We start from the raw sequence: 26,052 nt of genomic DNA, 5'->3' as shown, positions 1-26,052 counted from the left end.
ATGTCTCCTTTACTGGCCGAGAGTGAGTGTTTTGAGCATCATGCTCTTCACGGTATTAAGCACTTCGACGTTCGCCTGGTAGCTACGGGACGCCGACATGGAGTTCACCATCTCGCCTACCACATCCACGTTTGGCATCTTCACGTATCCGTTAGCGTCCGCGAGCGGGTTACCTGGCTCATACACCAGCTTGTCCGGCGCCTGGCTCTCAACCACGTCAGACACCTTCACGCCGCCCGTCGCCGCGCCTGGCGCAGCGTCGACCTGAAACACAACCTGTTTGGCACGATAAGGCTGTCCGTCAGGTCCGGTCACGCTGTCGGCGTTCGCCAGGTTACTGGCGGCCACGTTCAGACGTTTGGACTGGGCGGTTAACGCCGAGCCGGCGATATCAAAAATATTCAGCAAGGCCATTTATCAGTTGCCCCCCTGCAGGACGTTCATCATGCCTTTGATTTGTCCGCCGAGTACGGTCAGGCCCGTCTGGTATTTCAGGCTGTTATCGGCAAACTGCGTACGCTCCCGGTCCATATCCACGGTGTTACCGTCGAGTGAAGGCTGGTCAGGGATGCGATAAAGTAAATCGGTCGCTGGCGCGGTCATCGCCTGAGCGGGAATATGGCGAGAGGATGTCATGGCGAGTGCAACACCGGTTCCTTCGGCACGTCCACGCTCCATCACCTTTTTGAGCTCACTGGAAAAATCAATATCGCGCGCCTGATACCCGGGCGTATCGGCGTTAGCGATGTTGGCGGCTAAAATCTCCTGCCGCTGGGCGCGTAAATTGAGCGCTTCCTGCTGAAAACGTAACGCGGCGTCGAGTTTATCGAGCATGTCTCCTCCGCTGATGGCAAAATTTCAGTTCACAGCTTAAATCTCACCCGGTCTCCCCTATCGACGGAATAAGCACAAAATGCGTCGCTATTTATTCCGTTGATGCAAAACCACTGCAGGTAGAATTCATCCAACTCTGGAAACGGTGGAACTTGCGATGCAAACGTTAAAACGTGGCCTGATGGCAACCTTCTTGCTGTTTAGCCCTCTGGTGAGTGCCGGGGATTTACAGGATGCGCTGACGAATTTTTTTGCCCAGAAGCTGGCGGGATTTAGCGATGACGTTAACGTGACCATCCGCACGCCGCCGAATCTGTATCCGACCTGCGAGCAACCGTCATTCAGCGTGACGGGGACCACGAAGCTGTGGGGCAATGTGAACGTCCTGGCACGCTGCGCCAACGAAAAACGCTATTTACAGGTTGCAGTTCAGGCGACGGGCAATTATGTTGTCGCCGCCGTCCCCATTGTGCGTGGCAGCGCGCTGCAGGCAAACAGCGTGACGTTAAAGCGCGGGCGTCTGGATCAGCTCCCGCCGCGGACAATGCTGGACATTAACCAGGCACAGGACGCCGTCAGCCTGCGCGATGTCGCGCCGGGCCAGCCGATTCAGCTCTCCATGCTGCGCCAGGCGTGGCGTGTCAAAGCTGGACAGCAGGTGATGGTCGTTGCCAACGGAGACGGCTTTAGCATCAACAGTGAAGGGAAAGCTTTAAACAATGCCGCGGTAGCGCAAAACGCCCGCGTCAGAATGTCCTCAGGCCAGGTGGTGAGCGGAACCGTCGATTCTGATGGGAATATTCTGATTAACCTATAATCTTTTTAAAGATTTCGCGGCGCGTGCCGATAAATATTCCACTAATGATGATGTCAGGCGCAAACGCCGCGAACCCTCGATGAGGACAACACTATGAGCATTGATCGTACATCAGCCCTGAAGCCGGTAAGCGCTGTACAGCCTCGCGAAACGAACGACGCTACCCCTCAGAAAACGCGTCTGGAAAAACCGTCAACGTCTAACAGCACCAGCGTGACCCTGAGCGATGCCCAGGCAAAACTGATGCAGCCAGGCAGCAACGATATCAATATGGAACGTGTTGAAGCGCTGAAAACGGCTATTCGCAACGGTGAGCTGAAAATGGACACCAGCAAAATCGCTGATGCCCTGATTCAGGAAGCACAGAGTTTCTTACAGAGTAACTAACCGTATGAGTCGACTGTCAGAAATACTGGATCAAATGACGGTTGTCCTGAACGACCTGAAAACGGTAATGGATGCTGAACAACAGCATCTCTCTTCCGGTCACATTAACGGCAGCGCGCTGCAGCGTATTACTGAAGATAAGAGTTCGCTGCTGGCCACGCTGGATTATCTGGAGCAGCAGCGCCGCGCCGAGCAGGACTCGAAGCGCAGCGCCAATGACGATATTGCCGAGCGCTGGCAGACCATTACCGAAAAAACCCAGCATCTTCGCGATCTCAACCAGCATAACGGCTGGCTGCTTGAAGGCCAGATAGAGCGTAATCAGCAGGCGCTTGAGGTGCTGAAGCCGCATAAAGAAACCGGACTGTACGGCGCGGATGGTCAGACGGCGACGGCACGTATTGCGGGTGTAAAAAAGATTTCGATTTGACGCGTAAGCGACAAATCATGCAATGGGGAGCACCCTGAGGTGAACTCCCCTTTTGGCGTTTATGCCGTCCGGCGGGTAAACTCTTTCACTTTGAAGCCCAGCACGGCGAGCGTGGCAAAATACGCTACCACCCCAACGCCCACCACGGCCATCAGCCGCATCAGACGATAAGGCATCGTACCCAGAGACCACTCCGGCATGACGTACATCATCCCGATGAGTGCCGCAGACATCACCAGCACCGCCACGACCAAACGCACGAGGAAACTTGCCCACCCCGGCTGCGGCGTAAAGATATCCTGCTTGCGCAGCTGCCAGTAAAGCAGCCCGGCATTCAGACAGGCCGCCAGACCAATAGAAAGCGACAAGCCGGCATGCTTCAGCGGGCCGATAAATGCCAGGTTCATCAGCTGCGTCATAATCAGCGTCACAATGGCAATTTTCACCGGCGTTTTAATGTCTTGACGCGAATAGAACCCCGGCGCCAGCACTTTGACGACAATCAGCCCCATCAATCCCACCGAGTAAGCGACCAGCGCGCGCTGGGTCATCGCGGCGTCAAACGCGGTGAATTTCCCGTACTGGAACAGCGACACCGTCAGCGGCTTGGCGAGGATCCCCAGCGCTACCGCGCTTGGCAGGGCCAGCAGGAAGCAGAGACGCAGGCCCCAGTCCATCAGGCGGCAGTATTCGTCATGGTTGCCGCTGGCAAAGCTTTTCGACAGCGACGGCAGCAGGATGGTCCCCAGCGCCACGCCCAGCACGCCGGACGGGAACTCCATCAGGCGGTCAGCGTAGTACATCCACGAGACAGAACCCGACACCAGGAAAGAGGCAAAAATGGTGTTGATGATAAGCGAGATCTGGCTGACGGAGACGCCAAGAATGGCGGGCCCCATCTGCTTGATAACGCGCATCGCTCCGGCATCTTTGAGGTTGATGCGCGGCAGCACCAGCATGCCGATTTTCTTCAGATGCGGCAGCTGATACGCCAGCTGCAGCACGCCGCCCACGGTGACCGCCCAGGCCAGCGCCAGCACCGGCGGGTTGAAGTGCGGCGCGGCGAACAGCGCAAAACCGATCATGCTGACGTTGAGAAACGTCGGCGCAAACGCCGGAACGGAGAAGCGGTTCCAGGTGTTCAGGATAGCCCCCACCAGCGAGGCCAGCGAGATCAGCAGAATATAGGGGAAGGTAATGCGCAGAAGCTGCGAGGTCAGGGCAAATTTATCCGCCGTGTCGGCAAAGCCGGGCGCGGTCACCATAATGACCCAGGGCGCGGCCAGCATACCGACTACCGTCACCACGGCCAGCGCCAGCGTCAGCAACCCGGAGACATAAGAGACAAACACGCGCGTCGCGTCTTCACCCTGCTTGCTTTTATATTCCGCCAAAATGGGCACAAACGCCTGGGAGAACGCCCCTTCAGCAAAAATGCGACGCAGCAGGTTCGGCAGCTTGAACGCCACGAAAAAGGCGTCCGTTGCCATCCCTGCACCAAAGACCCTTGCCACAATGGCATCGCGCGCAAAACCGAGAACGCGAGAGAACATGGTCATCGAGCTGACGGCCGCCAGCGATTTTAATAAGTTCATTAACGTGAATTTCCAGAACCATACGGATTTATAGACCGGGAACGCACAAGCGCCACCCGGCAAAGCCAACAAGCGGCGCTTAGTCTAACCCGATTTCAACGAATTACTATCCGCAGATGTTACAGCGAGTTATTCACTCATGGCCTCGCGCCAGAGCCGTTCCACAATGCGCTGAGCCAGAATGGCCTGCTCGCCGGACGTTTCAGGAACCGTCTGATTTTGCACGCAGGTGATAAAGTGGCGGGCACATCCAGCGAAACCTCGTTGCTCCAGAGTGCTTTGCCAGCCGGGGACCGGCTGCATCACCACGCCGCCGCCCTTCTCTTCCCGCCATTCACGCATGTCGGTAACGTCGTACAGCGCGCCGTCGGTTACCGCCTGCACGGATTCCCGCTGGCTGCCCGCGCGGCGGTGCATGCTGGTGGTGACCTGAAGATGCTCAACGGCAAAATGGTGTTCCGCATACACCATCTGCCCCTGTTCGTTGGTGACAAGAGTGCCGCTTTTCAGCAGCGCTTCGCCGTTAGTCAGCCACAGCGCGGTGTCCACCACGTGGAGGTAGTCATCGAGAAGGGTAAAGCGCAGATCGTTCGGCCCCACGCTGTCGGTGCGGTGCTTATCCATGCGCAGCGAGGCCATATTGCCGGACTGCGCCTTCAGCTGCTGGTAAAGCGGCGCGAAGCGGCGGTTGAAACCGACCATCAGCGTCAGTTTTTTACGTGCCGCCAGCTCAATCAGCCGTTCAGCGTCCTGAACATTTTCCGCCAGCGGTTTATCCACGCAGACGTGAACCCCCGCATTGAGCAACTCGCTCACCACCTGATAGTGGGTTGCCGTTGAGGTATGCACAAAGACCGCATCGCACTCGCGGGCCAGATCCTGGAGCGATGCCGCATACGGGATACGCCAGGTTTCACAGATACGTTCTGCCTTTTCTCGGGTGGGTGACCATGCCCCTTGCAGCGTCCAGTCAGACGCAGCGCCCAATACGGGCAGCCAGGCTTTCTGCGCAATACCGCCCAGCCCCACCACGCCAATGCGTAATTTTTTCACCGTTAGTCTCCCAAATGTGCCAGCAGTGCATCCAGACGCTGTTTCAGCCCGGCCACCTCGTCTTCCAGCGCCTCTACGCGCGCGGCAAGGTCGTCACGGGTTGCAGGGCTCGATTCCGTCGCCGCGCTTGCGGCGTCAACGTCGCCGCTGAAGAGATGCATGTAGCGGCTCTCACGTTTACCCGGCTCGCGCGCCAGGCGCACCACGAAAGGGCCATCCTCACGCGCGGCCAGCCCTTCCAGGGTCTGTTCGACTTCCTGCATGTCGCTGAACTCATGCATTCGGGAAGCGCGCGTTCGCAGTTCCCCCGGCGTTTGCGCCCCGCGCAGCAGCAGCGAGGTAATAACCGCCACTTCCGCGCTGTTCAGCTTCAGATCGCCAAATTCGGAGTTACAGAAGCGCTGCTCGTATTTGGTCACGCGGTTGCCGAAGCCGCTGACGGTGCGCAGATAGTGGCGCTTCACCAGCGCATCCAGCACGTCCTGAACCTCATGCTCGCTGAGATTCATCACCGGCTCGCGGTTGGTCTTCTGGTTGCAGGCCATGGTCACGGCGTTAACAGAGAGCGGATACTGCTCCGGCGTGGTGACCTGTTTTTCGAGTAAGCACCCAATCACGCGCGCTTCCGTACCGTTTAGCTGATACTTCATCTTTTCTCCTTAACGACCTGCGGTCCAGTCACGGGTGGTTAATGCCGTCAGAACGTGGTCGCGCCACTCTCCGTCTATCAGCAGATAGTCTTTGGCATAACCCTCTTTCTCAAACCCTAAACGCGCCAGCAAATTCCCGCTGCGCTGATTATGCGGCATGTAGTTCGCCATAATGCGATGGATATGCTGCGTGCGTTGCATATAGCGGATGGCTACCGTTAACGCCTCGTACATCAGCCCCTGCCCCTGCCATTTCTGGCCGATGGAATAGCCAAGGTAGCAGGCGTGAAACGATCCCCGCACCACGTTTGAAAAATTGGCGATCCCGATAATCTCTTTCTCTTCTGGATCCAGCAGCGCGAAATAAAACGCGCTGCCCTGCTTATGAAATTCAGCGATCATGCTGAGGCGTGCCTGCCAGCCGGAGGGGTAACAATGGCTCTCATCCCGAACGGGTTCCCAGGGTTTTAAAAACTGGCGATTCTCGGCGTAATAATCCGCCAGACGCCAGGCATCACGCTCATGCACAAGACGAACGACCAGCCTGTCCGTTGTCAGACGCACTTTTGGCACATTACTGCGATAGCCAAACATCAATACCACTCCTTCCCGTCACTTCAGCTTACCCATTAGCTTTACTATACCTGCGCCCGTGCCGTCTGTGAAAACAGTGACATACCATTTTGACCTCTTTTCACATTTTTCGATGAGAACTCTCTATCAAAGCACCGTTTTGATAAAAAAATATTGTCGCGCCCGGGGGTGGGAAAAAACGCGGCGACACCGCAGAATGTTAGCGTGCTCATCTTCTTATTTTCCCTGGAGGGAAAATGTCCCGCGTATCACAGGCCAGGAGCCTGGGTAAATATTTCCTGCTCGTCGATAACATGCTGGTCGTGCTCGGCTTTTTTGTCGTGTTCCCCCTCATCTCGATCCGCTTTGTCGATCAAATGGGCTGGGCGGCATTAATGGTTGGGATTGCCCTGGGGCTACGTCAGTTTGTCCAGCAGGGTCTGGGCGTCTTTGGCGGGGCGATCGCTGACCGCTTTGGCGCTAAACCGATGATCGTGACCGGAATGCTGCTCCGCGCGGCAGGCTTTGCCACGATGGCGATCGCCCACGAGCCTTGGCTGCTGTGGTTTTCCTGCTTTCTCTCCGGTATCGGTGGCACCCTGTTTGACCCGCCGCGCACCGCGCTGGTGGTAAAGCTGATTCGTCCTCAGCACCGCGGCCGCTTCTTCTCCATTCTGATGATGCAGGACAGCGCCGGGGCGGTTGTTGGCGCCCTGCTGGGCAGCTGGCTACTGCAGTACGATTTCCGTCTGGTTTGCGCGGCCGGGGCGGTGCTGTTTATTCTGTGCGCCCTGTTTAACGGCCTCTACCTTCCGGCCTGGAAGCTGTCGACGGTAAAAGCCCCGGTGCGCGAGGGGCTAGGACGCGTCCTGCGCGACAGGCGTTTTGTCACCTACGTGTTGACCCTGACCGGCTATTACATGCTGGCCGTACAGGTGATGCTGATGCTGCCAATCATGGTGAACGATATTGCGGGCACGCCTGCTGCCGTAAAATGGATGTACGCCATTGAAGCCTGCCTGTCATTAACGCTGCTTTATCCGATTGCCCGCTGGAGTGAACGGCGTTTTCGCCTGGAGCATCGCCTGATGGCCGGGCTGTTTCTGATGACGCTGAGCATGATGCCGATCGGTCTGGTAAACACGCTTCAGCAGCTTTTTACGCTGATCTGCACCTTCTATATCGGCTCCATCATCGCCGAGCCCGCCCGCGAAACGCTGAGCGCCTCGCTTGCGGATGCGCGTGCGCGCGGCAGCTATATGGGCTTCAGCCGCCTGGGTCTGGCCTTTGGCGGTGCGCTGGGTTACGCCGGCGGCGGCTGGCTGTTCGATGCCGGCAAAGCGCTGAACCAGCCGGAACTCCCCTGGATGATGCTCGGCGTGGTGGGCGTCATGACGCTTCTCGCCCTGTGGTGGCAGTTCAGCCAGAAACGCAGCGCGAGCGGCATGCTCGAGCCTGGCGCGTAGCCTTTCCCTCGGGCGGGAGCCTCTCCCGCCCCACTTCTCAGTTTTTTCTGCTGGTTTCTGCCCATTCACGCTGACATACTGGCGTAACAGGACAGAAGCGCCGATTTTTCGTTGAGGAGCACTATGAAGAAAATTGTCTTAGCCGCGGCATTCGTTGTCAGCGGTCTGCTGGTGGGCTGTAACCAGCTTACGCAATATACCGTCAGTGAGCAGGAAATTAATCAGGCGCTGGAAAAACATAACAATTTCTCTAAAGACATTGGCGTGCCCGGGCTGGCCGATGCCCACATCGTACTCACCAATCTCACCAGCCAGATTGGCCGCGAAGAGCCGAATAAAGTCACTCTCGCAGGCGATGCCGCGCTTGATATGACGTCCCTTTTTGGCAATCAGAAAGCCAACATCAAGCTCAAGCTGAAGGCGCTCCCCGTTTTCAACAAAGAGAAAGGGGCGATATTCCTGCAGGAGATGGAAGTGGTCGATGCGCAGGTTTCGCCGGACAAAATGGCGCCGGTACTGCAAACCCTGATGCCCTATCTGAACCAGTCGCTGCGAAACTACTTTAACCAGCAGCCGGCGTATGTCTTAAGCGAAGACAACAGCAAGGGTGAAGCCCTCGCGAAGAAATACGCAAAAGGGATAGAGGTGAAACCGGGAGAGATCGTTATTCCTTTCACCGATTAACCTGAAGGGCGCTGCGGCGCCCTTTTTTTTACGGAAAAGTGTGCAAACGAAAACGTTTCCGCTTATGATTTGTGTCCGGCAAAAACAGCCATCCTTATGACTGATTCCTGACAAGCCGGAGCTTCCATGACTGCACAACCCCAGGTTCTTAAAATCCGCCGCCCAGACGACTGGCATATCCATCTGCGCGATGGCGATATGCTGAAAACCGTCGTGCCCTATACCAGTGAAATTTATGGCCGCGCGATTGTCATGCCAAACCTGGTTCCGCCAGTCACCACCGTCGATGCCGCCATTGCCTACCGTCAGCGCATTCTGGATGCCGTTCCGGCGGGACATGATTTCACCCCGTTGATGACCTGCTACCTGACCGATTCACTGGATCCGAACGAAGTGGAACGCGGGTTTAACGAAGGCGTATTTACGGCGGCGAAACTCTACCCTGCGAACGCCACCACCAACTCCAGCCACGGCGTCACCAGTATTGATGCCATCATGCCGGTGCTGGAGCGCATGCAGAAACTGGGCATGCCGCTGCTGGTACACGGTGAAGTAACGCATGCGGAGATTGACATCTTCGACCGTGAAGCCCGTTTTATCGAAACCGTGATGGAGCCCCTGCGCCAGCGCCTGCCGGCGCTTAAGGTGGTCTTTGAGCATATCACCACCAAAGACGCGGCAGAGTATGTTCGCGACGGTAACGAGCTGATCGCTGCGACCATCACCCCACAGCATCTGATGTTTAACCGTAACCATATGCTGGTGGGCGGGGTGCGCCCTCACCTGTACTGCCTGCCGATCCTCAAGCGCAACGTTCACCAGCAGGCGCTGCGCGAACTGGTCGCCAGCGGATTCACGCGTGCGTTCCTGGGCACAGACTCCGCGCCTCACGCCCGCCATCGCAAAGAGGCAAGCTGCGGCTGCGCGGGCTGTTTCAACGCCCCAACGGCGCTTGCCAGCTACGCAACCGTATTTGAAGAGATGAACGCGCTGGAACATTTCGAAGCGTTCTGCTCCCTCAACGGCCCGCGCTTCTACGGCCTGCCGGTCAATGACACCTTCATTGAGCTGGAGCGCAAAGCGAGCCTGGTTGAGGAGTCTATCGCGCTGACGGATGACACGCTGATCCCCTTCCTGGCAGGTGAAACCGTAAGCTGGACGGTAAAACGCTAAAAAATCAACGCCCCTTGTTGTCAAACCGATAACATGCCTGTATAAATAAACAGTATATTACACAGGGGGCATTTATGCGTATTGAAGTCACCATAGCCAAAACTACCGTTCTGCCTGCCGGCGCGCTTGACGCTCTGGCAGGCGAATTATCCCGTCGTATTAACAACACCTTTCCCGACAACGCGGGCGCCGTAACGGTGCGTTACGCCGCAGCGAACAACCTCTCCGTCATGGGTGCCGCAAAAGAAGATAAAGATCGCATCAGCGAAATCCTGCAGGAAACGTGGGAAAGCGCAGACGACTGGTTCATTACCGATTAACACTGCTCCCTCATTGTGTTTTTTGCCGGGTCGCCCCGGCTTTTTTTTGCCTGTAATTTCGAAAGTTCAAATTAATTCAGCGTGTTCTTAAAAAATCGTGAACGAGATGGTGTTTTATTGTTCGAACAATCCTAAAAAGCAGAAAAATGTGTTGCTACCTGTTTATTTTTCCCGTTGGAACCCTTATTACTTGGTATACTGAAGAAGCTTTCAGAAAAACATGCATTGAACCTCAGAGCCGTTGTCTTCTAACACGCATTAAGGGGGTTATAATGGAAAAGAATAGTGAAGTCATCCAGACCCATCCGCTTGTAGGCTGGGATATCAGTACCGTAGATAGCTACGATGCACTGATGCTGCGTTTGCACTACCAGACCCCAAATCAACTCAACCGTGACGAAGCGGAAGTGGGACAGACGCTGTGGCTAACAACAGACGTCGCCCGTCAGTTTATTTCTATTTTAGAGGCAGGCATTGCAAAAATAGAATCTGGCGACTATCAGGAAAATGAGTATAAACGGCACTAACCTTATGCCCACTTTTCACTCAACAGGCACCCTCGCGGTGCCTTATTTATTTCCCGCTTGTTTACGCCCGCGTTGTTAATTACTCTGCTAACAAACCGTAAGTTTACGAGATGCATATGAGATACGACTTAATCATTATTGGTAGCGGCTCCGTTGGGTCGGCCGCCGGTTATTACGCAACGCAGGCAGGGCTAAACGTCCTGATGATTGACGCCCACCTGCCGCCGCATAGCGAAGGTAGCCATCATGGCGATACCCGTCTCATTCGCCATGCCTATGGCGAGGGGGAGCGCTACGTTCCGCTGGTGCTTCGCGCCCAGACGCTGTGGGACGAGCTGGCGAAACAGACTGAAGAGCGCATTTTCGAACGCACGGGGATCATCAACCTCGGTCCGGCCCGTTCAGAATTTCTCGCCAACGTCGAACGCAGCGCGAAAGCCTTTAATCTTGACGTAGAGAAGCTGGACGCGGCGGCCATTACCTCGCGCTGGCCTGAAATTACCGTCCCGGAGGATTATATCGGCCTCTTTGAAGCCAACTCCGGTGTGCTGCACTGTGAAACGGCGATCAAAACCTGGGTCGATCTTGCCGCCAAAGCGGGCTGTGCGCAGCTGTTCAATTGCCCCGTAGAGGCCATCACGCATGATGCAAACGGCGTTACGGTGAAAACCGTAGACGGGGAATATTCGGCTTCCCGCCTGCTTATTAGCGCAGGAACCTGGGTTACCCGCCTGCTCCCGGACCTGCCGATCCAGCCGGTACGCAAGGTCTTCTCCTGGTTCCAGTCGGACGGGCGTTACAGCGCGCAAAATAAATTCCCGGCGTTTACCGGCGAGTTACCCAACGGCGATCAGTTCTACGGTTTCCCTTCCGAGAAGGACGCTCTCAAGATTGGAAAACACAACGGCGGGCAGGTCATCTCCTCACCTGAGGAGCGCAAGCCGTTTGGCGCCTGCCCGCAGGACGGCTCAGAAGCCTTCTCGTTCCTGCGCAATATTCTCCCGGGCGTCGGTGGCCTGCTTTATGGCGCGGCCTGCACCTATGACAACACGCCGGATGAAGACTTTATCATTGATACGCTGCCGGGACATGACAACACCCTGCTGATTACCGGGCTGAGTGGCCACGGCTTTAAGTTCGCTTCGGTGTTGGGTGAAATCGCCGCGCAGTTTGCCCAGGGTATCACGCCGCAGTTTGATCTGACGCCGTTCTCACTCTCGCGTTTTAACGGATAATCGGCCACGGGCTCCGGCGGCATCGGGGCCCGTTTTCTTCGTACTCAATAGTGGGGCGTTATGCGCAGGATAGTGGATTTCCTCATCAATAACATTCGCGAACACTTTATGCTCTACATCTTATTGTGGGCGCTGCTCGCTATCGTTGATGTTATTTACATTGTGTTTTATTGAAAGTGACAATTGACGTTAACTGACGTTACTTTATGTTTATTTAAGGTTTTTTCTTCTGCTAAATACGTCTTGCACGAAGCCATTGAATTAATCTTGCCGTTTCTTTTCAAAATCGCTGAAATAAATAAAATAAAAATCAATAGTCAATTATTTCAGTTGCAATATCGCGTCTTCCCGTTCATTTTTACCTTTCGGTTAATTTGAAAATGGACATTCTGATGCAATTGCGTAACTCCTCCCGGCGCTACGGAATAATATCCATAAGTTTGCACTGGATATTTGCCATTGCCGTCTACGGTATGTTCGGACTTGGACTCTGGATGGTCACGCTCAGCTATTACGATGGCTGGTATCATCAGGCACCCGAGCTGCATAAAAGCATCGGGGTTCTGCTGATGCTGGGGCTGGTATTTCGCGTCATCTGGCGACATATTTCCCCACCGCCCGCGCCACTAAAGACATATGGAAAAATAACCCGCGTCAGCGCCGTTGCCGCGCATATTGTGCTCTACGCGCTGCTCTTCGCCATTCTGATCAGCGGCTATCTCATTTCAACGGCAGACGGCAAACCAATTAGCGTTTTTGGCCTGTTCGAGGTTCCGGCAACGCTCAGCGATGCCGGGGCTCAGGCCGATACGGCAGGCGTCGTTCACCTCTGGCTTGCCTGGAGCGTGGTGATCCTGTCCGTACTGCACGGGCTCGCCGCCCTTAAACACCATTTTATTGATAAAGACGATACGCTTAAGCGCATGCTTGGCCGCTCGTCAGTTGACTCTGGAGCATAAAATGAAAAAACACCTGCTGGGTATTGCCCTCGGTTCTCTGTTATTCACCACCGGTTCTGCCGTAGCGGCTGACTATAAAATTGATAAAGAGGGCCAGCACGCTTTCGTCAATTTCCGCATTCAGCACCTGGGATACAGCTGGCTGTACGGCACCTTTAAAGATTTCGACGGCACATTTACTTTTGACGAGAAAAATCCTGCGGCAGATAAAGTCAATGTGACCATTAATACGAACAGCGTCGACACGAACCATGCTGAGCGCGATAAACACCTGCGCAGCGCAGAGTTCCTCAACGTCACAAAATTCCCACAGGCCACCTTCACCTCCACGGAAGTTAAGAAAGACGGTGATAAATTGGCTATTACCGGGAATCTGACGCTGAATGGCGTAACTAAACCCGTGACTCTGGATGCGAAATTGATCGGTCAGGGCGACGATCCGTGGGGCGGAAAACGCGCAGGTTTTGAAGCGGCGGGTAAAATTCACCTGAAAGATTTTAATATCACAACGGATTTAGGCCCGGCGTCGCAGGACGTTGAGCTGGTTATTTCCGTTGAAGGTGTGCAGCAGAAGTCGTAATAGATTCGCCCGGCAGGCTTTCGCCGTGCCGGGCGTTATTATCATTCCGGGTCAGGAATACCCAGTTTGGTATTCAGACGGCCGCGTGATTTATTAAAAATCTTATTACCGTTTTCACGTCCCGCGCGACGACGACGCTGCTCTTCTTCCGGCAGGACGCTCTCTTCGCTGCACAGCTCGCTACAGCAGCCGTTAAACTTCTCGGCACAGGCCGGGCACTGAATAAACAGCAGGTGGCAACCGTCGTTTTTGCAGTTGGTGTGGGTATCGCACGGCGCGCCGCACTGGTGGCACTGGGCAATCACATCTTCTGAAATGCGCTCGCCCATGCGCTCGTCAAAGACGAAGTTTTTACCGATAAAGCGTACCGGTAAGCCCTGCTCACGGGCGCGGCGGGCGTACTCAATAATACCGCCTTCAATGTGCCAGACCTTGTTGAACCCATTGTGCTTCATCCACGCGCTGGCCTTCTCGCAGCGGATACCGCCGGTGCAGTACATAACGATTTTTTTATCCTTATGCTCCTGCATCATCTCCACCGCTTTAGGCAGTTGCTCGCGGAAGGTATCGGCCGGAATCTCCATCGCGTTTTCGAAATGCCCCACTTCGTACTCGTAGTGGTTACGCATATCAATGAACACGGCATCCGGATCGTCCAGCATCGCATTCACTTCCGCGGCCTTCAGATATTCGCCGACGTCCGCCGGGTTAAACTCAGGATCGTCAATACCGTCCGCCACGATGCGTTCACGCACCTTCATGCGCAGCACCCAGAACGATTTTCCATCGTCATCCAGGGCAATGTTCAGGCGTAAGCCGTTGAGGGCCGGATCGAAGCTATAAAGCGCGTCGCGGAACGCATTCACTTTGCTTTCCGGCACGCTGATCTGCGCGTTAATGCCTTCGCGGGCAAGGTAGACGCGCCCGAAAACGTTCAGCGCCGTGAAGGCCTGATAAAGCGCATCGCGGGTCGCCTGCGGATCGTCGATGGTGAAGTATTTGTAGAAGGAGATGGTTGTGCGCGGTTCGGTTTCAGCCAACATGCGCGCCTTTAACATCTCATTCGAAACGCGGTTGTGTAACACTGGCATGGTGTACAAGTCCTGCAATCGTCAGAGAGAATCAAAATCGGTCGGCATCATATAGCAAACAAAACCAATTTACATCCACACAATTTACGCTACATTTCACACACCCTGATGAATCAGGCTTAACAATTGCCGTCGTCGTGCAGGTTTCGACGGCAGATATTTTGGCTACGTCTCAAAAAATGCGACAATAGCGAAACAGGACGTTTGAACACAGGAAAGACATGACCCAGTTACCAAAATTTACCGTCGCCCTTTTGCACCCCCGCTATTGGATGACCTGGCTTGGCATTGGCTTTTTATGGCTACTGGTACAGCTTCCCTACCCTGTTATCTTCCGGTTAGGTACATCATTAGGCCGACTCGCGCAAACGCTTATGAAGCGCCGCGCCCGCATCGCGTATCGTAACCTTGAGCTGTGCTTTCCGCAGATGAGCGAGGCAGAGCGCCATGATATGGTCTCGAAGAATTTCGAATCCGTCGGCATGGGTCTCATGGAGACCGGCATGGCGTGGTTCTGGTCGGACAAACGTATGGCCCGCTGGAGCAAGGTTACAGGCACCGGCATGGAGCCGGTGCATACGCTTCAGGCCAATCAGACCGGCGTGTTGCTGATCGGCGTCCATTTCCTGACGCTCGAAATCGGGGCGCGTATGTTTGGCATGCAGGCGCCCGGCATCGGGGTTTACCGTCCTAACGACAACCCGGTTATCGATCTCATCCAGACCAACGGCCGCATGCGCTCCAACAAAAGCATGATCGACCGTAAGGATCTGAAGGGCATGATCCGCGCGCTGAAGTCCGGTGAAGTGGTCTGGTATGCCCCCGATCACGACTATGGCCCCCAGGCCAGCGTCTTTGTCCCCTTCTTCGCCGTTGATGAGGCCGCCACCACGACCGGCACCTGGATGCTGGCGCGGATGTCCAAAGCCGCCATCGTTCCCTTTGTTCCCCGCCGTATGCCGGATGGCTCAGGCTACGAGCTGATGATGCTTGAGCCGGAACTCGCGCCGCCGCTGGAAGATGCGGAAACCACCGCGCGCTGGATGAACGGCGTTGTGGAGAAGTGCATCATGCTGGCACCCGAGCAGTACATGTGGCTGCATCGACGCTTTAAAACGCGGCCAGAAGGCACGCCTTCCCGCTATTGATCCTCATGCGGCCCTCAGGGCCGCATGCTATTTTAGCTTTAAAAGCTCCCCCTCATTGCGGCAATCATAACCCAGGCGCATAATTAGCAGGCTTATTACTTCATGCCTCAGGTGCTCTGCACCTCACTATGCGGATTGTTATGACACCCTCAGATGCCCCCATAAACTGGAAGCGTAACCTCACGGTTGCGTGGCTTGGCTGTTTTCTTACCGGCGCGGCGTTTAGCCTGGTCATGCCTTTCCTGCCGCTCTACGTCGAACAGCTGGGCGTGACGGGCCATAGCGCGCTCAACATGTGGTCTGGCCTGGTATTCAGCATCACGTTTCTCTTTTCCGCCATTGCCTCGCCCTTCTGGGGCGGCCTTGCCGACCGCAAGGGACGTAAAATCATGCTGCTGCGTTCGGCGCTGGGGATGGCGATAATCATGGCGCTGATGGGCGTGGCGCAGAACGTCTGGCAGTTCCTGATATTGCGCGCATTACTGGGCTTATTGGGCGGATTTATTCCCAACGCGAACGCCCTGATCGCCACGCAAATTCCTCGCCATAAGAGCGGCTGGGCGCTTGGCACGCTCTCAACCGGTGGCGTGAGCGGCGCCCTGCTTGGGCCGCTGGCGGGGGGATTACTGGCGGATAACTACGGCCTGCGCCCGGTCTTTTTCATCACCGCCAGCGTGTTGTTCCTGTGCTTTATCGTCACCCTGGTTTGCATCCGTGAAAAATTTACGCCCGTCGCCAAAAAAGAGATGCTTCACGCCAGAGACGTGCTGACCTCGCTTAAAAATCCCAGACTGGTGCTGAGCCTGTTCGTAACGACATTGATCATTCAGGTGGCAACCGGATCGATCGCTCCTATTCTCACCCTATACGTTCGCGACCTGGCGGGTAACGTCAGCAATATTGCATTTATCAGCGGACTGATTGCTTCTGTGCCCGGCGTAGCGGCGCTGGTTAGCGCACCGAGACTGGGGAAATTGGGTGACCGGGTCGGCCCGGAAAAGATCCTGATCTGCGCACTGATCATTTCCGTTCTGCTGCTTATCCCCATGTCGATGGTGCACTCTCCGTGGCAGCTGGGTGTGCTTCGCTTTTTGCTGGGCGCCGCCGACGGGGCGTTGCTGCCCGCCGTACAGACTCTGCTGGTCTACAACTCCACGAACCAGATTGCCGGGCGTATCTTTAGCTATAACCAGTCGTTTCGCGATATCGGTAACGTCACCGGGCCGCTTCTCGGGGCGGGTATTTCCGCCAGCTTCGGTTTTCGCGCCGTCTTTATCGTGACGGCAGGCGTGGTGCTGTTCAACGCGATTTACTCGTGGTTCAGTTTATCCCGCGCGTTACGGCCGGTGACGGAATAAGAAGAACGCCTGACTGCTTATTTTCGCATTCATACTTGCAGAATCTGATATTCAGCTATTCTTTCCCTGAAACCTTCTGGAAAACAGGGAGACACCAATGACCATGTACGCCACGCTGGAAGAAGCTATTGATGCCGCTCGTGAAGAGTTCCTTGCCGATAATCCCGGCGTTGAGGAAGAAGATGCTGACGTGCAACAACTTAATATCCAAAAATATGTTCTGCAGGATGGGGATATTATGTGGCAGGCCGAATTCTTTGCCGACGAGGGTGAAGAAGGAGAATGTTTGCCGGTCCTGAGCGGTGCAGGTGCGCAGGCCGTGTTTGATGGCGACTATGATGAAATCGAGTTACGCCAGGAATGGCTGGAGGAGAATACGCTGCACGAGTGGGATGAGGGCGAATTTCAGCTCGAGCCACCGCTGGATACGGAAGAAGGTCAAACCGCAGCCGATGAATGGGACGAGCGTTAATTTACGCTACTCGTACGGGCCGTGGCTGGCATCGATGGGCAGCAACAGCGTGTCGAAAATCAGCGAGAACGGCAGATCGAGCACCGTCAGGTAGCGCCATGCGGAATCACGGACATCCCATTTTACGCCCGGGTAGTACTGGTTGCCATGGCCCTGACCTGGAATAGTGCGGCTGATGATGCTGCCGCAGCCGCTCAGCAGGCATGCCATCATGACGACGATGATTATTTTCATCAGTAACCTCTAAAAAAATACCGGCCTCACAGCCGGTATTTTATCTGGCGGGTGGCGCTTTGCTTAACCGCTTACTTCGCCTTCAGCGCCAGTGGGTTCAGCTTCAGCTCTTTGTAGTAGTTCACCCACGAAGAGTACTTCTCCGGAGCGGACCATACGCGATAGTGAAGTCTTGCCATCGTGACCGGATCGCTCAGCAGCACCAGACGACGGTCGCGATTGAGTTTTTCCGGGGTCTCGTTAAGCGCCTGCTCAACGTGACGATCGCGGGCAATCTCCAGCACCTGGCTTGCGCGGTGGCGCGCGGTGGCCATTGCCGTCGCCAGAGCGTTAAATGACGGATTAAACACGGCGTGCATAAAGCCATCGTCCAGCGTGCGGTTGCGGTTCTGCTCCAGATAGGTATCGGTATCCACCAGCACCTGCGGCGGGGAATACTCTTCCGGGATCAGGAACAGTTTCCAGCGTTTGGTACGCAGCCCTACCGTTGAACGGCTGGAGATCACGGACACAAACGGCGACAGGATCAGCGAGAAGACAATCGGCGCCAGCCAGAACAGGAAGCGCAGATCCAGCCAGGCCATCCCGGCCGCCCACACCAGGCCCAGCAGCAACTGAGAGCCGTGGCGCATGAAGGCTTCACTCCACGGCGTGGAGTCGTCATCACGCTGCGGTGAGTTCCAGACCACTTCCCAGCCCAGGAAGGCACTGACCACAAACACGGTGTGGAACAGCATACGCACCGGCGCCAGCAGCACGGAGAACAGCACTTCCAGCAGCAGCGAAAGGGTGACGCGGAAGAATCCGCCGTACTCTTTCGAGCCTTTGCACCAGATCAGGATGATACTGAGCAGCTTAGGCAGGAACAGCAGTACCATGGTGGAAGCAAACAGCGCAATCGCCAGCTCCGGACGCCACTGCGGCCACACCGGGAACAGCTGGCGCGGTTGCAGGAAGTATTGCGGCTCCGTCAGGGCATGGACGACCTGCAGCGCAGTGGAGAGCGCGAGGAACATAAACCACAGCGGTGCGGAAAGATAAGACATTACGCCCGTCAGGAACACCGCACGGTGAACCGGGTGCATCCCTTTTACGAGGAACAGGCGGAAGTTCATCAGGTTACCGTGACACCAGCGGCGGTCGCGCTTGAGCTCGTCCAGCAGGTTCGGCGGCAGCTCTTCGTACGATCCCGGCAGGTCGTAGGCAATCCAGACGCCCCAACCAGCACGACGCATCAGCGCCGCTTCCACGAAGTCATGCGACAGAATCGAACCGGCAAACGAACCCTCGCCCGGCAGCGGCGCCAGCGCACAGTGTTCGATGAACGGCTTCACGCGGATAATGGCGTTGTGGCCCCAGTAGTGCGACTCACCCAACTGCCAGAAGTGCAGACCAGCGGTAAACAGCGGGCCGTAAACACGGGTGGCGAACTGCTGGCAGCGCGCGTACAGGGTGTCCATGCCGGATGCTTTTGGCGAAGACTGAATGATCCCCGCGTTCGGGTTGGCTTCCATCAGACGCACCAGACCGCTCAGGCAGTCACCGCTCATGACGGAGTCAGCATCCAGCACGACCATGTAGCTGTACTGGTTACCCCAGCGGCGGCAGAAGTCATCGATGTTGCCGCTTTTACGCTTCACGCGACGGCGGCGGCGGCGGTAGAAGATCTGCCCTTCGCCCTGCACTTCTGCAATCAGCTCCATCCAGGCTTTTTGTTCTGCAACGCAGATATCCGGGTTGTAACTGTCGCTCAGGATGTAAACGTCGAAATGCGCCGCATTACCGGTTGCCTTTACGGACTCCCAGGTTGCACGCAGCCCCGCAAATACGCGGTCAACGTCTTCGTTACAGATAGGCATAATCAGTGCGGTACGGTGCTCGGGATTGAGGGGTTCATCCCCGACCGTTGACGCCGAAATGCTGTACTTGTCCCGTCCCATCAGCAGCTGCAGGAAGCCCATCAGCGCGGTCCAGAAACCGGCCGAGACCCAGCAGAAGAGGACCGCGAACAGCAGGAGGATGCCGCTCTGCAGGATATACGGCAGCAGCTGCATGAAGGAGACCCAGAGATCCTGGCCCATCATGTCCGTCGGGTTGATAAACGCCCAGCCCTGGTAAGGCAGAATGGTTTTCATATACCAGGTCGCGACAACCGTCTGCGCCAGCGTCAGAAGCAGCAGGATATAACGGCGAATTGTCCCCACGGTACGCCATTTCTGTTCGGAGGCCTGCTCTTCTTTCGTCAGGCGCGACAGATAGCGCGGCGTGACGTCACGCCCGCGCAGGCGATCCCAGAAGCGGCCAACCGGGTTGGTGCGCCATGGATCGGGGAACATTGAGGAACGCGTCGCTTTCGGCATCGCCTGAAGCTGATCGCGTCCTTCGTCGTCTTTAATCAACTGCCCTTCTGCCAGCGAGTCCGGCCAGGCCTGCTCCAGACGCGCCTTGACTGACCCCAGCGGCGTATCATCATCACGGGAAAACTGACGATGTTCGCCATCCAGCGCGGTATGAACCGCGCGGATGTCGCTCTTAGGCAGCGCCGCTTTTTCGATATCCGTCAGCGGCATGGCATCAATATATTCAGATGTATTATTCATTGGCAGGTAGCTGGTAGCTCCAGGTTTCACTCAGCGGCTGATCTTCACTGACCAGCGCAGCACGCATTTCAGTGGTCTGTTTCGGATCTTTCACTTTCACGCGCAGGGTCAGACGCCAGCCTTTGGTTACCGGGTTGTAACGCACGGTGTTCTCTACGATTTCACCGTTGTCACCGATGCTGGCCTGGGCCGACACCGCAGTATCAGGAGACAGTTTCTTCATATCCTGGCCGGTGAAGTCCACGACAAACGCTACCGTACCGTCAGGCTGACGGATCAGGTTAGACTGCTTCACGTCACCCGTAGAGCGGCGAGTCTGCGTCACATACGCGTTATCCGGCGCATGCAGCTTATCTTCGTCGCGGCTGAAGGTAATGGTGTACTTGAAGTTCATCTCTTTACCGGCTTCCGGCAGCTGATCCGGCGTCCAGTATGCGACGATGTTGTCGTTGGTTTCGTCGTTGGTTGGAATTTCAACCAGCTCTACCTTGCCTTTACCCCAGTCGCCTTTCGGCGTAACCCAGGCGCTTGGACGCAGGTCATAGCGGTCGTCAAGATCTTCAAAGCGAGAGAACTGACGGCCACGTTGCAGCAGGCCAAAGCCCTGCGGGTTTTCCATCGCAAAGCTGCTGACCGCCAGATGTTTCGGGTTATTCAGCGGACGCCAGATCCACTCACCGTTACCGGCATGAATAGACAGACCGTTGGAGTCATGCAGTTCCGGGCGGAAGTTGGTTGCCGGTGACGGCTGGTTCGGCCCAAACAGGAACATACTGGTCAGCGGAGCGACGCCCAGTTTGCCCACTTTGTCACGCAGGTAAACCTTAGACTGCACGTCAACGACCGTGTCACGACCTGGCATAATCACAAAGCGATAGGCACCGGTTGCGCGTGGGGAATCCAGCAGCGCATAAATAGTCAGACGTTTGTCCGTTGGTTTTGGACGCTCAATCCAGAACTCGCGGAAACGCGGGAACTCTTCACCTGATGGCAGCGCGGTATCAATAGCCAGACCGCGCGCAGAAAGCCCGTACACCTGCCCCGCGCCAATCACGCGGAAGTAGCTAGCGCCAAGCATGCTAACGATTTCGTCGTTTTTATCTTTGCTGTTGATCGGGTAAAGCACCTTGAAGCCTGCGAAGCCCAGGTCTTTCACCGTATCTTTGTCGTGCTGCACATTGCCAAAATTGAAGTAATCCGGGCTGTACTTGATCTTACGTACCGCGGTCGCCGTCACTTCATTGATGGCAACAGGCGTGTCGAAGTACATACCCTGATGATAAAATTCAAGCTTGAACGGGGTTTTAACGTTGTTCCAGTACGCTTTATCGTGGTTGAACTGGATCTGCTGATAGTCCGCATACTTCATGTCGCGGAAAACGGAGGGCAGGTTACTTTTCGGCGCTTCGTAGCTCTTGCCTGCCATCGATTTTGCCTGTTTTGCGACATCGTCGATGTTAAAGGCCAGTGCCGATGAGGTATACAGTGATAACACCACCGCAACACCCAACCAACGCATTTTCATCATCTGTGGTTTATGTTTCATAATAAGTAAGCACTTCCCCCTTTGTGTGCTTATATCGATCCGATCCATTTTAATGGAAACTCAGGCAATCCGACAACATAATCACTGCTTTGTTCAGCTGCTGGCTCATGGATTAAGCAAATGAAAGAACCCGTTATTCACTTTGCGTGCTTATCCTGGAGACAGTGTGTCGGTCTTGGTGTAGGGTTGGCGTCGAATGTAACCATTATGAGCCTTAGGGATAAGGCGAAAAGTCTGAGAATGCGCAACGTTATATGAGCACAACACCGATACAACGGGAATATTTCCTCGACTCGATCCGGGCATGGCTGATGCTATTGGGGATCCCCTTTCATATTTCACTGATTTACTCCAGCCACACGTGGCATGTTAATAGCCAGATGCCCTCCTGGTGGCTGACGCTGTTTAATGACTTTATTCACGCCTTCCGCATGCAGGTGTTTTTTGTCATCTCCGGCTATTTCTCGTACATGCTTTTTTTACGCTATCCGCTTAAGCGCTGGTGGAAAGTGCGCGTGGAGCGCGTAGGTATTCCCATGTTAACCGCCATACCGCTGCTGACGCTGCCGCAGTTCATTATGCTGCAATACGTTAAAGGCAAGGCGGAGAACTGGCCGAATCTCTCGCTGTATGAAAAGTACAACACGCTGGTCTGGGAGCTGGTGTCTCACCTCTGGTTCCTGCTGGTTCTGGTGGTGCTGACCACGGTCAGTCTGGTGATTTTCAGCCGCCTGCGCCGTCATCTCAGCACAACAGCAGACTCTTTCTTCGCTAACGTCACGCTGGGCAAACTGTCGGTGCTCTTCTTACTGCTGGGAATCGCCTATGCCGCGGTGAGACGCACGCTATTTATTGTCTATCCACCGATACTGAGCGACGGCCTGTTCAATTTTGTGGTGATGCAGTCGCTGTTTTACATTCCGTTCTTTTTGATTGGCGCGCTGGCCTTTATTCATCCGAGGCTTAAAGCGCTGTTTACCACCCCGTCACCGTGGTGCGCGGTGGGTGCGGCCATCGCGTTTGCGGCCTACCTGCTGAACCAGCGCTACGGGAGCGGCGACGCCTGGATGTATGAAACGGAAAGCGTGATCACCATGCTGTTGGGCTTGTGGATGGTGAACGTGGTGTTCGCGCTCGGCCACCGTTTGCTGAACTTTAAGTCCAGCCGCGTGACCTACTTCGTCAATGCCTCACTGTTTATCTATCTGGTGCACCACCCGTTGACGCTGTTCTTCGGGGCATACATCACGCCGCATATCGCATCCAACACGCTGGGCTTCTTTACCGGGCTGGTGTTTGTGGTGGGGATTGCCGTCGTACTCTACGAGATCCATCTGCGGATCCCTCTTCTGCGCTTCCTGTTTTCAGGAAAACCTCAGCCGAAAGCCGCCTGAGCAGCGCGGCGCACTCACGGTGCGCCGCCTTCGCTTCAGCTCTCCAGCTCTTGTCTGCGCTGAGTCAAAAGCCGCTGATAAAGATGCGTGGTGTCTTCATCGAAGCAGACAAAAATCACCTTCTCTGGTAGCGGTTTAAGCGACAAATAGCGGTAAACCGTTTCGACGGCGATGGTCGCCGCTGCCGCCTTAGGATATCCATAAACGCCGGTGCTGATGGCCGGGAACGCCATCGTTTTATAGCCGTTGTCGGCGGCAAGCCGCAGACAGTTTCGGTATGCCTCCTCCAGAAGGCTCGCTTCATGCTGGTCTCCGCCGTGCCACACGGGCCCGACAGCATGAATCACCGCTTTGGCAGGAAGGTTGCCCGCCAGCGTAATCACCGCATGGCCCGGTGGGCATTCACCCTGTTGCTGACGCACGATTTTACAGGCTTCCAGTAACTGCGGTCCGGCAGCCCGGTGAATAGCGCCGTCTACGCCTCCTCCCCCCATCAGGGAAGGATTGGCCGCATTGACGATGACGTCGACATGAACTGTCGTAATATCGCCATGAATAACTTCAATTTGCGGTTTCATAAAGCCCCTCTGCTGCCCGCCTTTTTTATAAGTGTATCGCAGAGGGGTTATTGAGAAAAACGATAGGCGTAAAACCGCCCCCACCGACGGGCGCGCACGGGTATTAACGGTACTGGATCTGAACAACCGCGAGCGTTTTTTCAGGATTCAGGTACGTCATATTCACTGTCGCCAGGCCGGAAGCCGTCGCCTTGCCGTTCAGCGCGTCGCCGTAACTCACCATACGCGTTTGCATACGATTTTTTTCCGGACACGACACCGCCAGCTGCCGCTGCTGGTGGGTAACTTCGCAAGGGTCAGCAACGATTGCGCCGCGAAAGTGAATAACGCCGCCCTGCGCGAGCGTGGCCGAATAAGCTGGAGCGATAAATGCCGAAACAAGCAGGCCCAGACCTGAAATAAGATGTGCAAAAGAGTGGGTCACGATATGTACTCCTCAATGAAAATCGTCCATGAGGGGCAAACGCGCTTCATTATGCAAACGAAGGCTGACGTTACGGAACCTAACAACGCAGTTCCTGATAACAGCTTAGTTCAACGGCAAATATTCACAATGCATTGATTTCATGAATATTTACAGCGCACCCCCGGCTGGCGACCACTGCTGTGATAAATGAAGCGCTTTTCCATCCGTGACGGTGACAACGATGTTGATCGTGTCTTCCGCAGAAATAGTTAAACTCAACCGCGTTAAATCAATCGGCTGATTAGCGGGAATAAAAAGGGTATTTTGCTGTCGCGAAGCACTTTGCCCACTCTGCCCCTCCTTCAAAGAGAGGATCTGAACCTGACAATCACACGGTTCCGTCAAAATGACCTGCGGAATAATGGTCGTCATATTTCCCTGCTGTGACGTTTGAAAGGTTATCTGGCCGGAAAGCGCGGCAAGGAGAATGAAGGTATTCATGAGGAACTCCCGAAAAAAAACAGGGCATCGGCCCTGTTTTTTTGTAGTACAGATTTCAGTATCAGTACTGATGCGCTGTCGCGTGGTTACCAAAGCCGATCTGGGTAACGTTGACGGTGGAGTTAGACGCCGTCTGGTCTACGAGCGCACCGTTAAGGCCGCCGTACTGGCTAACATTCATAACGGATTTTTTGCTGTTCCACTGATCGAGTGTCGCACTGTTGCCAAAGCCGTTCTGGGTCAGGTTGATTTTGCTGTCGTCAGAACCCTGACCGACATCAGCCCCGTTACCGCCACCGGTCTGGCTAATATTAAGAACGGAATTTCTGGCATCTGTTTGCAACGCCAGCGCGGAGTTACCGCCACCGTTCTGATAAATATTCAGGGTTGAATTTGGACCACTGTTTCCGCCCTGGCCATGACCGTGTCCATGACCCCATCCGCCCTGATTAATCATACCAGCCATAGCACTACCAGAAACGACGATTGCTGCAAGTGCTGCCACTTTGATAAATTTCATGGTAAACCCCCATCGGATTGATTAACGTCGTCGCGAAATAGCTAGCGCTGAATAACGCGAATTGCCATCTGCGACTGTTTCTGCACTACAACTGCGGTTTTCTGCGTACCGTACTGCGTAATATTTGCTCTATTACCCGACCCTTTCTGGATAATTTTCGCACTATTACCATATCCATCCTGCGTAATACCTGCATCGTTCCCGTTACCGCTCTGATCGATCCAGGCAATATTGTAAGTCCCTGATTGATCAACTCTCGCTCTGTTGCCTGCCCCATCCTGAGAAATGACGGACAAGAGTTTCGATCCTTCCTGGCGAAGCTGAGCGTCATTAAATACGCCCTGTTGACCAATAATGGCTGCCTGATTTAATGATGAATAACTTAATTCATTAACCGCAAAATTATATTCAGCGTTTGCTAAATCTGAATTCGCGGCGGTTACAAATCCAGGCGCACCCAGTAATGTAAACATCAAAAATAACGATGTGTTTTTCATGTTGTCACCCTGGACCCGGCTACCTGAAAACACCCTGATCGTATTTCGTATTAAACGACTCGTTTTTGTTAACGCGTCGTTACGGTGAAGAGTATGTCCGCTGAAACATTTTAAATATCTCACCCGCGCGGCTTATTTTTATTTTTCAGGTCACCACAAAGTTGTAATTTGCACCATAAAAGGCATGACACAGGCCGTTTTTATTTTTTATGAAATATTTATGCGCGACATGTTGTACAACGGCGCGAAAGCCGTCCATGCCCCTTCCCGCGTTGTTTAAACGTAACGCCAGGATGAGATTTTCTTCAGGGCGTGACACAAGGCGAGTTTTCTTAAGCCAGAAAAACCAGAACGGCATGACTTAGAAAGTATCAGTTACTCATACCTGGGTACAAACTAAAGAAAATAATAAATACTTATAAAT

31 protein-coding genes are annotated in these 26,052 nt (G+C 54.9%); 16 read left to right on the top strand and 15 right to left on the bottom strand.

Annotation, left to right across the window (positions count from 1 at the left end):
- Nucleotides 1–9 precede the first annotated feature (9 nt).
- Nucleotides 10–414 (bottom strand): flagellar basal body rod protein FlgC, encoded by a 405-nt coding sequence (flgC, locus tag IM271_RS18440; RefSeq protein WP_013097138.1) that lies wholly within the window; start codon nt 412–414, stop codon nt 10–12.
- Between the two features lie 3 nt (nt 415–417).
- Nucleotides 418–834: a flagellar basal body rod protein FlgB gene (flgB, locus tag IM271_RS18435; RefSeq protein ID WP_008500815.1), complete on the bottom strand. Its 417-nt coding sequence runs from the start codon at nt 832–834 to the stop codon at nt 418–420.
- Between the two features lie 157 nt (nt 835–991).
- On the opposite strand from flgB, the gene flgA reads away from it, so the two are divergent.
- From flgA to flgN, 3 genes are all read left to right on the top strand, one after another.
- Nucleotides 992–1,651, top strand: coding sequence for a flagellar basal body P-ring formation chaperone FlgA (gene flgA / locus IM271_RS18430; RefSeq protein ID WP_192985940.1), 660 nt, complete (start codon nt 992–994; stop codon nt 1,649–1,651).
- Between the two features lie 93 nt (nt 1,652–1,744).
- On the top strand, nt 1,745–2,038 hold the full coding sequence (gene flgM, locus IM271_RS18425) for a flagellar biosynthesis anti-sigma factor FlgM (RefSeq protein WP_014883360.1): 294 nt from the start codon (nt 1,745–1,747) through the stop codon (nt 2,036–2,038).
- A 4-nt stretch (nt 2,039–2,042) separates the two neighbouring features.
- Nucleotides 2,043–2,468, top strand: coding sequence for a flagella biosynthesis chaperone FlgN (flgN, locus tag IM271_RS18420; protein WP_028012701.1), 426 nt, complete (start codon nt 2,043–2,045; stop codon nt 2,466–2,468).
- A gap of 59 nt (nt 2,469–2,527) precedes the next feature.
- Here the strand turns inward: flgN and murJ are convergent, their stop codons facing one another.
- The 4 genes from murJ to rimJ all read right to left on the bottom strand — a co-directional run bounded on the left by murJ (nt 2,528) and on the right by rimJ (nt 6,360).
- Nucleotides 2,528–4,063, bottom strand: a complete 1,536-nt coding sequence (murJ, locus tag IM271_RS18415; protein WP_028012700.1) for a murein biosynthesis integral membrane protein MurJ — start codon at nt 4,061–4,063, stop codon at nt 2,528–2,530.
- A 129-nt stretch (nt 4,064–4,192) separates the two neighbouring features.
- Nucleotides 4,193–5,116, bottom strand: a complete 924-nt coding sequence (locus tag IM271_RS18410) for a Gfo/Idh/MocA family protein (protein ID WP_047368281.1) — start codon at nt 5,114–5,116, stop codon at nt 4,193–4,195.
- Between the two features lie 2 nt (nt 5,117–5,118).
- Nucleotides 5,119–5,766 carry a YceH family protein gene (locus IM271_RS18405; protein WP_193052980.1) on the bottom strand — a complete coding sequence of 216 codons (648 nt, stop codon included), beginning with the start codon at nt 5,764–5,766 and terminating at the stop codon, nt 5,119–5,121.
- Between the two features lie 9 nt (nt 5,767–5,775).
- Nucleotides 5,776–6,360 carry a ribosomal protein S5-alanine N-acetyltransferase gene (gene rimJ / locus IM271_RS18400; protein WP_013097146.1) on the bottom strand — a complete coding sequence of 195 codons (585 nt, stop codon included), beginning with the start codon at nt 6,358–6,360 and terminating at the stop codon, nt 5,776–5,778.
- Between the two features lie 236 nt (nt 6,361–6,596).
- Between rimJ and mdtH the strand changes: the two genes are divergently transcribed.
- The 9 genes from mdtH to IM271_RS18355 all read left to right on the top strand — a co-directional run bounded on the left by mdtH (nt 6,597) and on the right by IM271_RS18355 (nt 13,283).
- Nucleotides 6,597–7,805 carry a multidrug efflux MFS transporter MdtH gene (mdtH, locus tag IM271_RS18395; RefSeq protein ID WP_049000010.1) on the top strand — a complete coding sequence of 403 codons (1,209 nt, stop codon included), beginning with the start codon at nt 6,597–6,599 and terminating at the stop codon, nt 7,803–7,805.
- 123 nt (nt 7,806–7,928) lie between these two features.
- Nucleotides 7,929–8,489, top strand: a complete 561-nt coding sequence (locus tag IM271_RS18390; RefSeq protein WP_028012696.1) for a lipoprotein — start codon at nt 7,929–7,931, stop codon at nt 8,487–8,489.
- A gap of 126 nt (nt 8,490–8,615) precedes the next feature.
- On the top strand, nt 8,616–9,662 hold the full coding sequence (pyrC, locus tag IM271_RS18385; RefSeq protein WP_063942653.1) for a dihydroorotase: 1,047 nt from the start codon (nt 8,616–8,618) through the stop codon (nt 9,660–9,662).
- A gap of 74 nt (nt 9,663–9,736) precedes the next feature.
- The gene (dinI, locus tag IM271_RS18380) at nt 9,737–9,982 is read left to right on the top strand and encodes a DNA damage-inducible protein I (RefSeq protein WP_028012694.1); all 246 of its coding nucleotides are present in this window, start codon (nt 9,737–9,739) and stop codon (nt 9,980–9,982) included.
- Between the two features lie 272 nt (nt 9,983–10,254).
- Nucleotides 10,255–10,509: a biofilm formation regulator BssS gene (bssS, locus tag IM271_RS18375; protein ID WP_003858012.1), complete on the top strand. Its 255-nt coding sequence runs from the start codon at nt 10,255–10,257 to the stop codon at nt 10,507–10,509.
- Nucleotides 10,510–10,625: 116 nt separating this feature from the next.
- Nucleotides 10,626–11,744 (top strand): N-methyl-L-tryptophan oxidase, encoded by a 1,119-nt coding sequence (solA, locus tag IM271_RS18370; RefSeq protein ID WP_047368279.1) that lies wholly within the window; start codon nt 10,626–10,628, stop codon nt 11,742–11,744.
- 60 nt (nt 11,745–11,804) lie between these two features.
- Nucleotides 11,805–11,918: a YceO family protein gene (locus IM271_RS18365; RefSeq protein ID WP_032644857.1), complete on the top strand. Its 114-nt coding sequence runs from the start codon at nt 11,805–11,807 to the stop codon at nt 11,916–11,918.
- 218 nt (nt 11,919–12,136) lie between these two features.
- Entirely contained in the window at nt 12,137–12,703 is a 567-nt protein-coding gene (locus tag IM271_RS18360) for a cytochrome b (protein WP_193052979.1), read from the top strand.
- A 1-nt stretch (nt 12,704) separates the two neighbouring features.
- A complete protein-coding gene (locus IM271_RS18355; protein WP_028012691.1) occupies nt 12,705–13,283 on the top strand; it encodes a YceI family protein in 579 nt (192 codons plus the stop codon).
- 41 nt (nt 13,284–13,324) lie between these two features.
- Here the strand turns inward: IM271_RS18355 and IM271_RS18350 are convergent, their stop codons facing one another.
- Entirely contained in the window at nt 13,325–14,374 is a 1,050-nt protein-coding gene (locus IM271_RS18350; protein ID WP_028012690.1) for a rhodanese-related sulfurtransferase, read from the bottom strand.
- A gap of 221 nt (nt 14,375–14,595) precedes the next feature.
- On the opposite strand from IM271_RS18350, the gene IM271_RS18345 reads away from it, so the two are divergent.
- From IM271_RS18345 to IM271_RS18335, 3 genes are all read left to right on the top strand, one after another.
- Nucleotides 14,596–15,522 carry a Kdo(2)-lipid IV(A) acyltransferase gene (locus IM271_RS18345; RefSeq protein WP_028012689.1) on the top strand — a complete coding sequence of 309 codons (927 nt, stop codon included), beginning with the start codon at nt 14,596–14,598 and terminating at the stop codon, nt 15,520–15,522.
- 140 nt (nt 15,523–15,662) lie between these two features.
- A complete protein-coding gene (mdtG, locus tag IM271_RS18340) occupies nt 15,663–16,880 on the top strand; it encodes a multidrug efflux MFS transporter MdtG (RefSeq protein ID WP_045630082.1) in 1,218 nt (405 codons plus the stop codon).
- Nucleotides 16,881–16,977: 97 nt separating this feature from the next.
- Nucleotides 16,978–17,352, top strand: coding sequence for a MysB family protein (locus tag IM271_RS18335; protein ID WP_028012687.1), 375 nt, complete (start codon nt 16,978–16,980; stop codon nt 17,350–17,352).
- A 6-nt stretch (nt 17,353–17,358) separates the two neighbouring features.
- On the opposite strand, the gene IM271_RS18330 is transcribed toward IM271_RS18335, so the two are convergent.
- The 3 genes from IM271_RS18330 to mdoG all read right to left on the bottom strand — a co-directional run bounded on the left by IM271_RS18330 (nt 17,359) and on the right by mdoG (nt 21,732).
- Nucleotides 17,359–17,586 carry a YceK/YidQ family lipoprotein gene (locus IM271_RS18330; RefSeq protein WP_013097162.1) on the bottom strand — a complete coding sequence of 76 codons (228 nt, stop codon included), beginning with the start codon at nt 17,584–17,586 and terminating at the stop codon, nt 17,359–17,361.
- 71 nt (nt 17,587–17,657) lie between these two features.
- Nucleotides 17,658–20,186, bottom strand: coding sequence for a glucans biosynthesis glucosyltransferase MdoH (gene mdoH, locus IM271_RS18325; protein ID WP_041910533.1), 2,529 nt, complete (start codon nt 20,184–20,186; stop codon nt 17,658–17,660).
- The gene (gene mdoG / locus IM271_RS18320) at nt 20,179–21,732 is read right to left on the bottom strand and encodes a glucans biosynthesis protein MdoG (protein ID WP_028012685.1); all 1,554 of its coding nucleotides are present in this window, start codon (nt 21,730–21,732) and stop codon (nt 20,179–20,181) included. Before mdoG ends, mdoH begins: the two co-directional genes overlap by 8 nt.
- A 254-nt stretch (nt 21,733–21,986) precedes the next feature.
- Here mdoG and mdoC point away from each other — a divergent pair, with 254 nt between their 5' ends.
- The gene (gene mdoC / locus IM271_RS18315) at nt 21,987–23,126 is read left to right on the top strand and encodes a glucans biosynthesis protein MdoC (protein ID WP_041910534.1); all 1,140 of its coding nucleotides are present in this window, start codon (nt 21,987–21,989) and stop codon (nt 23,124–23,126) included.
- A 35-nt stretch (nt 23,127–23,161) separates the two neighbouring features.
- Here the strand turns inward: mdoC and ymdB are convergent, their stop codons facing one another.
- The 5 genes from ymdB to csgB all read right to left on the bottom strand — a co-directional run bounded on the left by ymdB (nt 23,162) and on the right by csgB (nt 25,628).
- A complete protein-coding gene (gene ymdB / locus IM271_RS18310; protein WP_028012683.1) occupies nt 23,162–23,704 on the bottom strand; it encodes an O-acetyl-ADP-ribose deacetylase in 543 nt (180 codons plus the stop codon).
- Between the two features lie 103 nt (nt 23,705–23,807).
- Entirely contained in the window at nt 23,808–24,128 is a 321-nt protein-coding gene (locus IM271_RS18305) for a hypothetical protein (protein ID WP_063153821.1), read from the bottom strand.
- Between the two features lie 150 nt (nt 24,129–24,278).
- Nucleotides 24,279–24,611 (bottom strand): curli assembly chaperone CsgC, encoded by a 333-nt coding sequence (csgC, locus tag IM271_RS18300; RefSeq protein ID WP_041910536.1) that lies wholly within the window; start codon nt 24,609–24,611, stop codon nt 24,279–24,281.
- A gap of 61 nt (nt 24,612–24,672) precedes the next feature.
- Nucleotides 24,673–25,131, bottom strand: coding sequence for a curli major subunit CsgA (gene csgA / locus IM271_RS18295; protein WP_028012680.1), 459 nt, complete (start codon nt 25,129–25,131; stop codon nt 24,673–24,675).
- Nucleotides 25,132–25,172: 41 nt separating this feature from the next.
- Entirely contained in the window at nt 25,173–25,628 is a 456-nt protein-coding gene (gene csgB / locus IM271_RS18290) for a curli minor subunit CsgB (protein WP_028012679.1), read from the bottom strand.
- Nucleotides 25,629–26,052 lie beyond the last annotated feature (424 nt).

The organism is Enterobacter cloacae complex sp. I3, assembly GCF_014896175.1.
Classification (GTDB): Bacteria; Pseudomonadota; Gammaproteobacteria; order Enterobacterales; family Enterobacteriaceae; genus Enterobacter; species Enterobacter bugandensis.
Note: the sequence above shows the minus strand (reverse complement) of the source record. Positions and strands in the feature narration are given on the sequence as shown.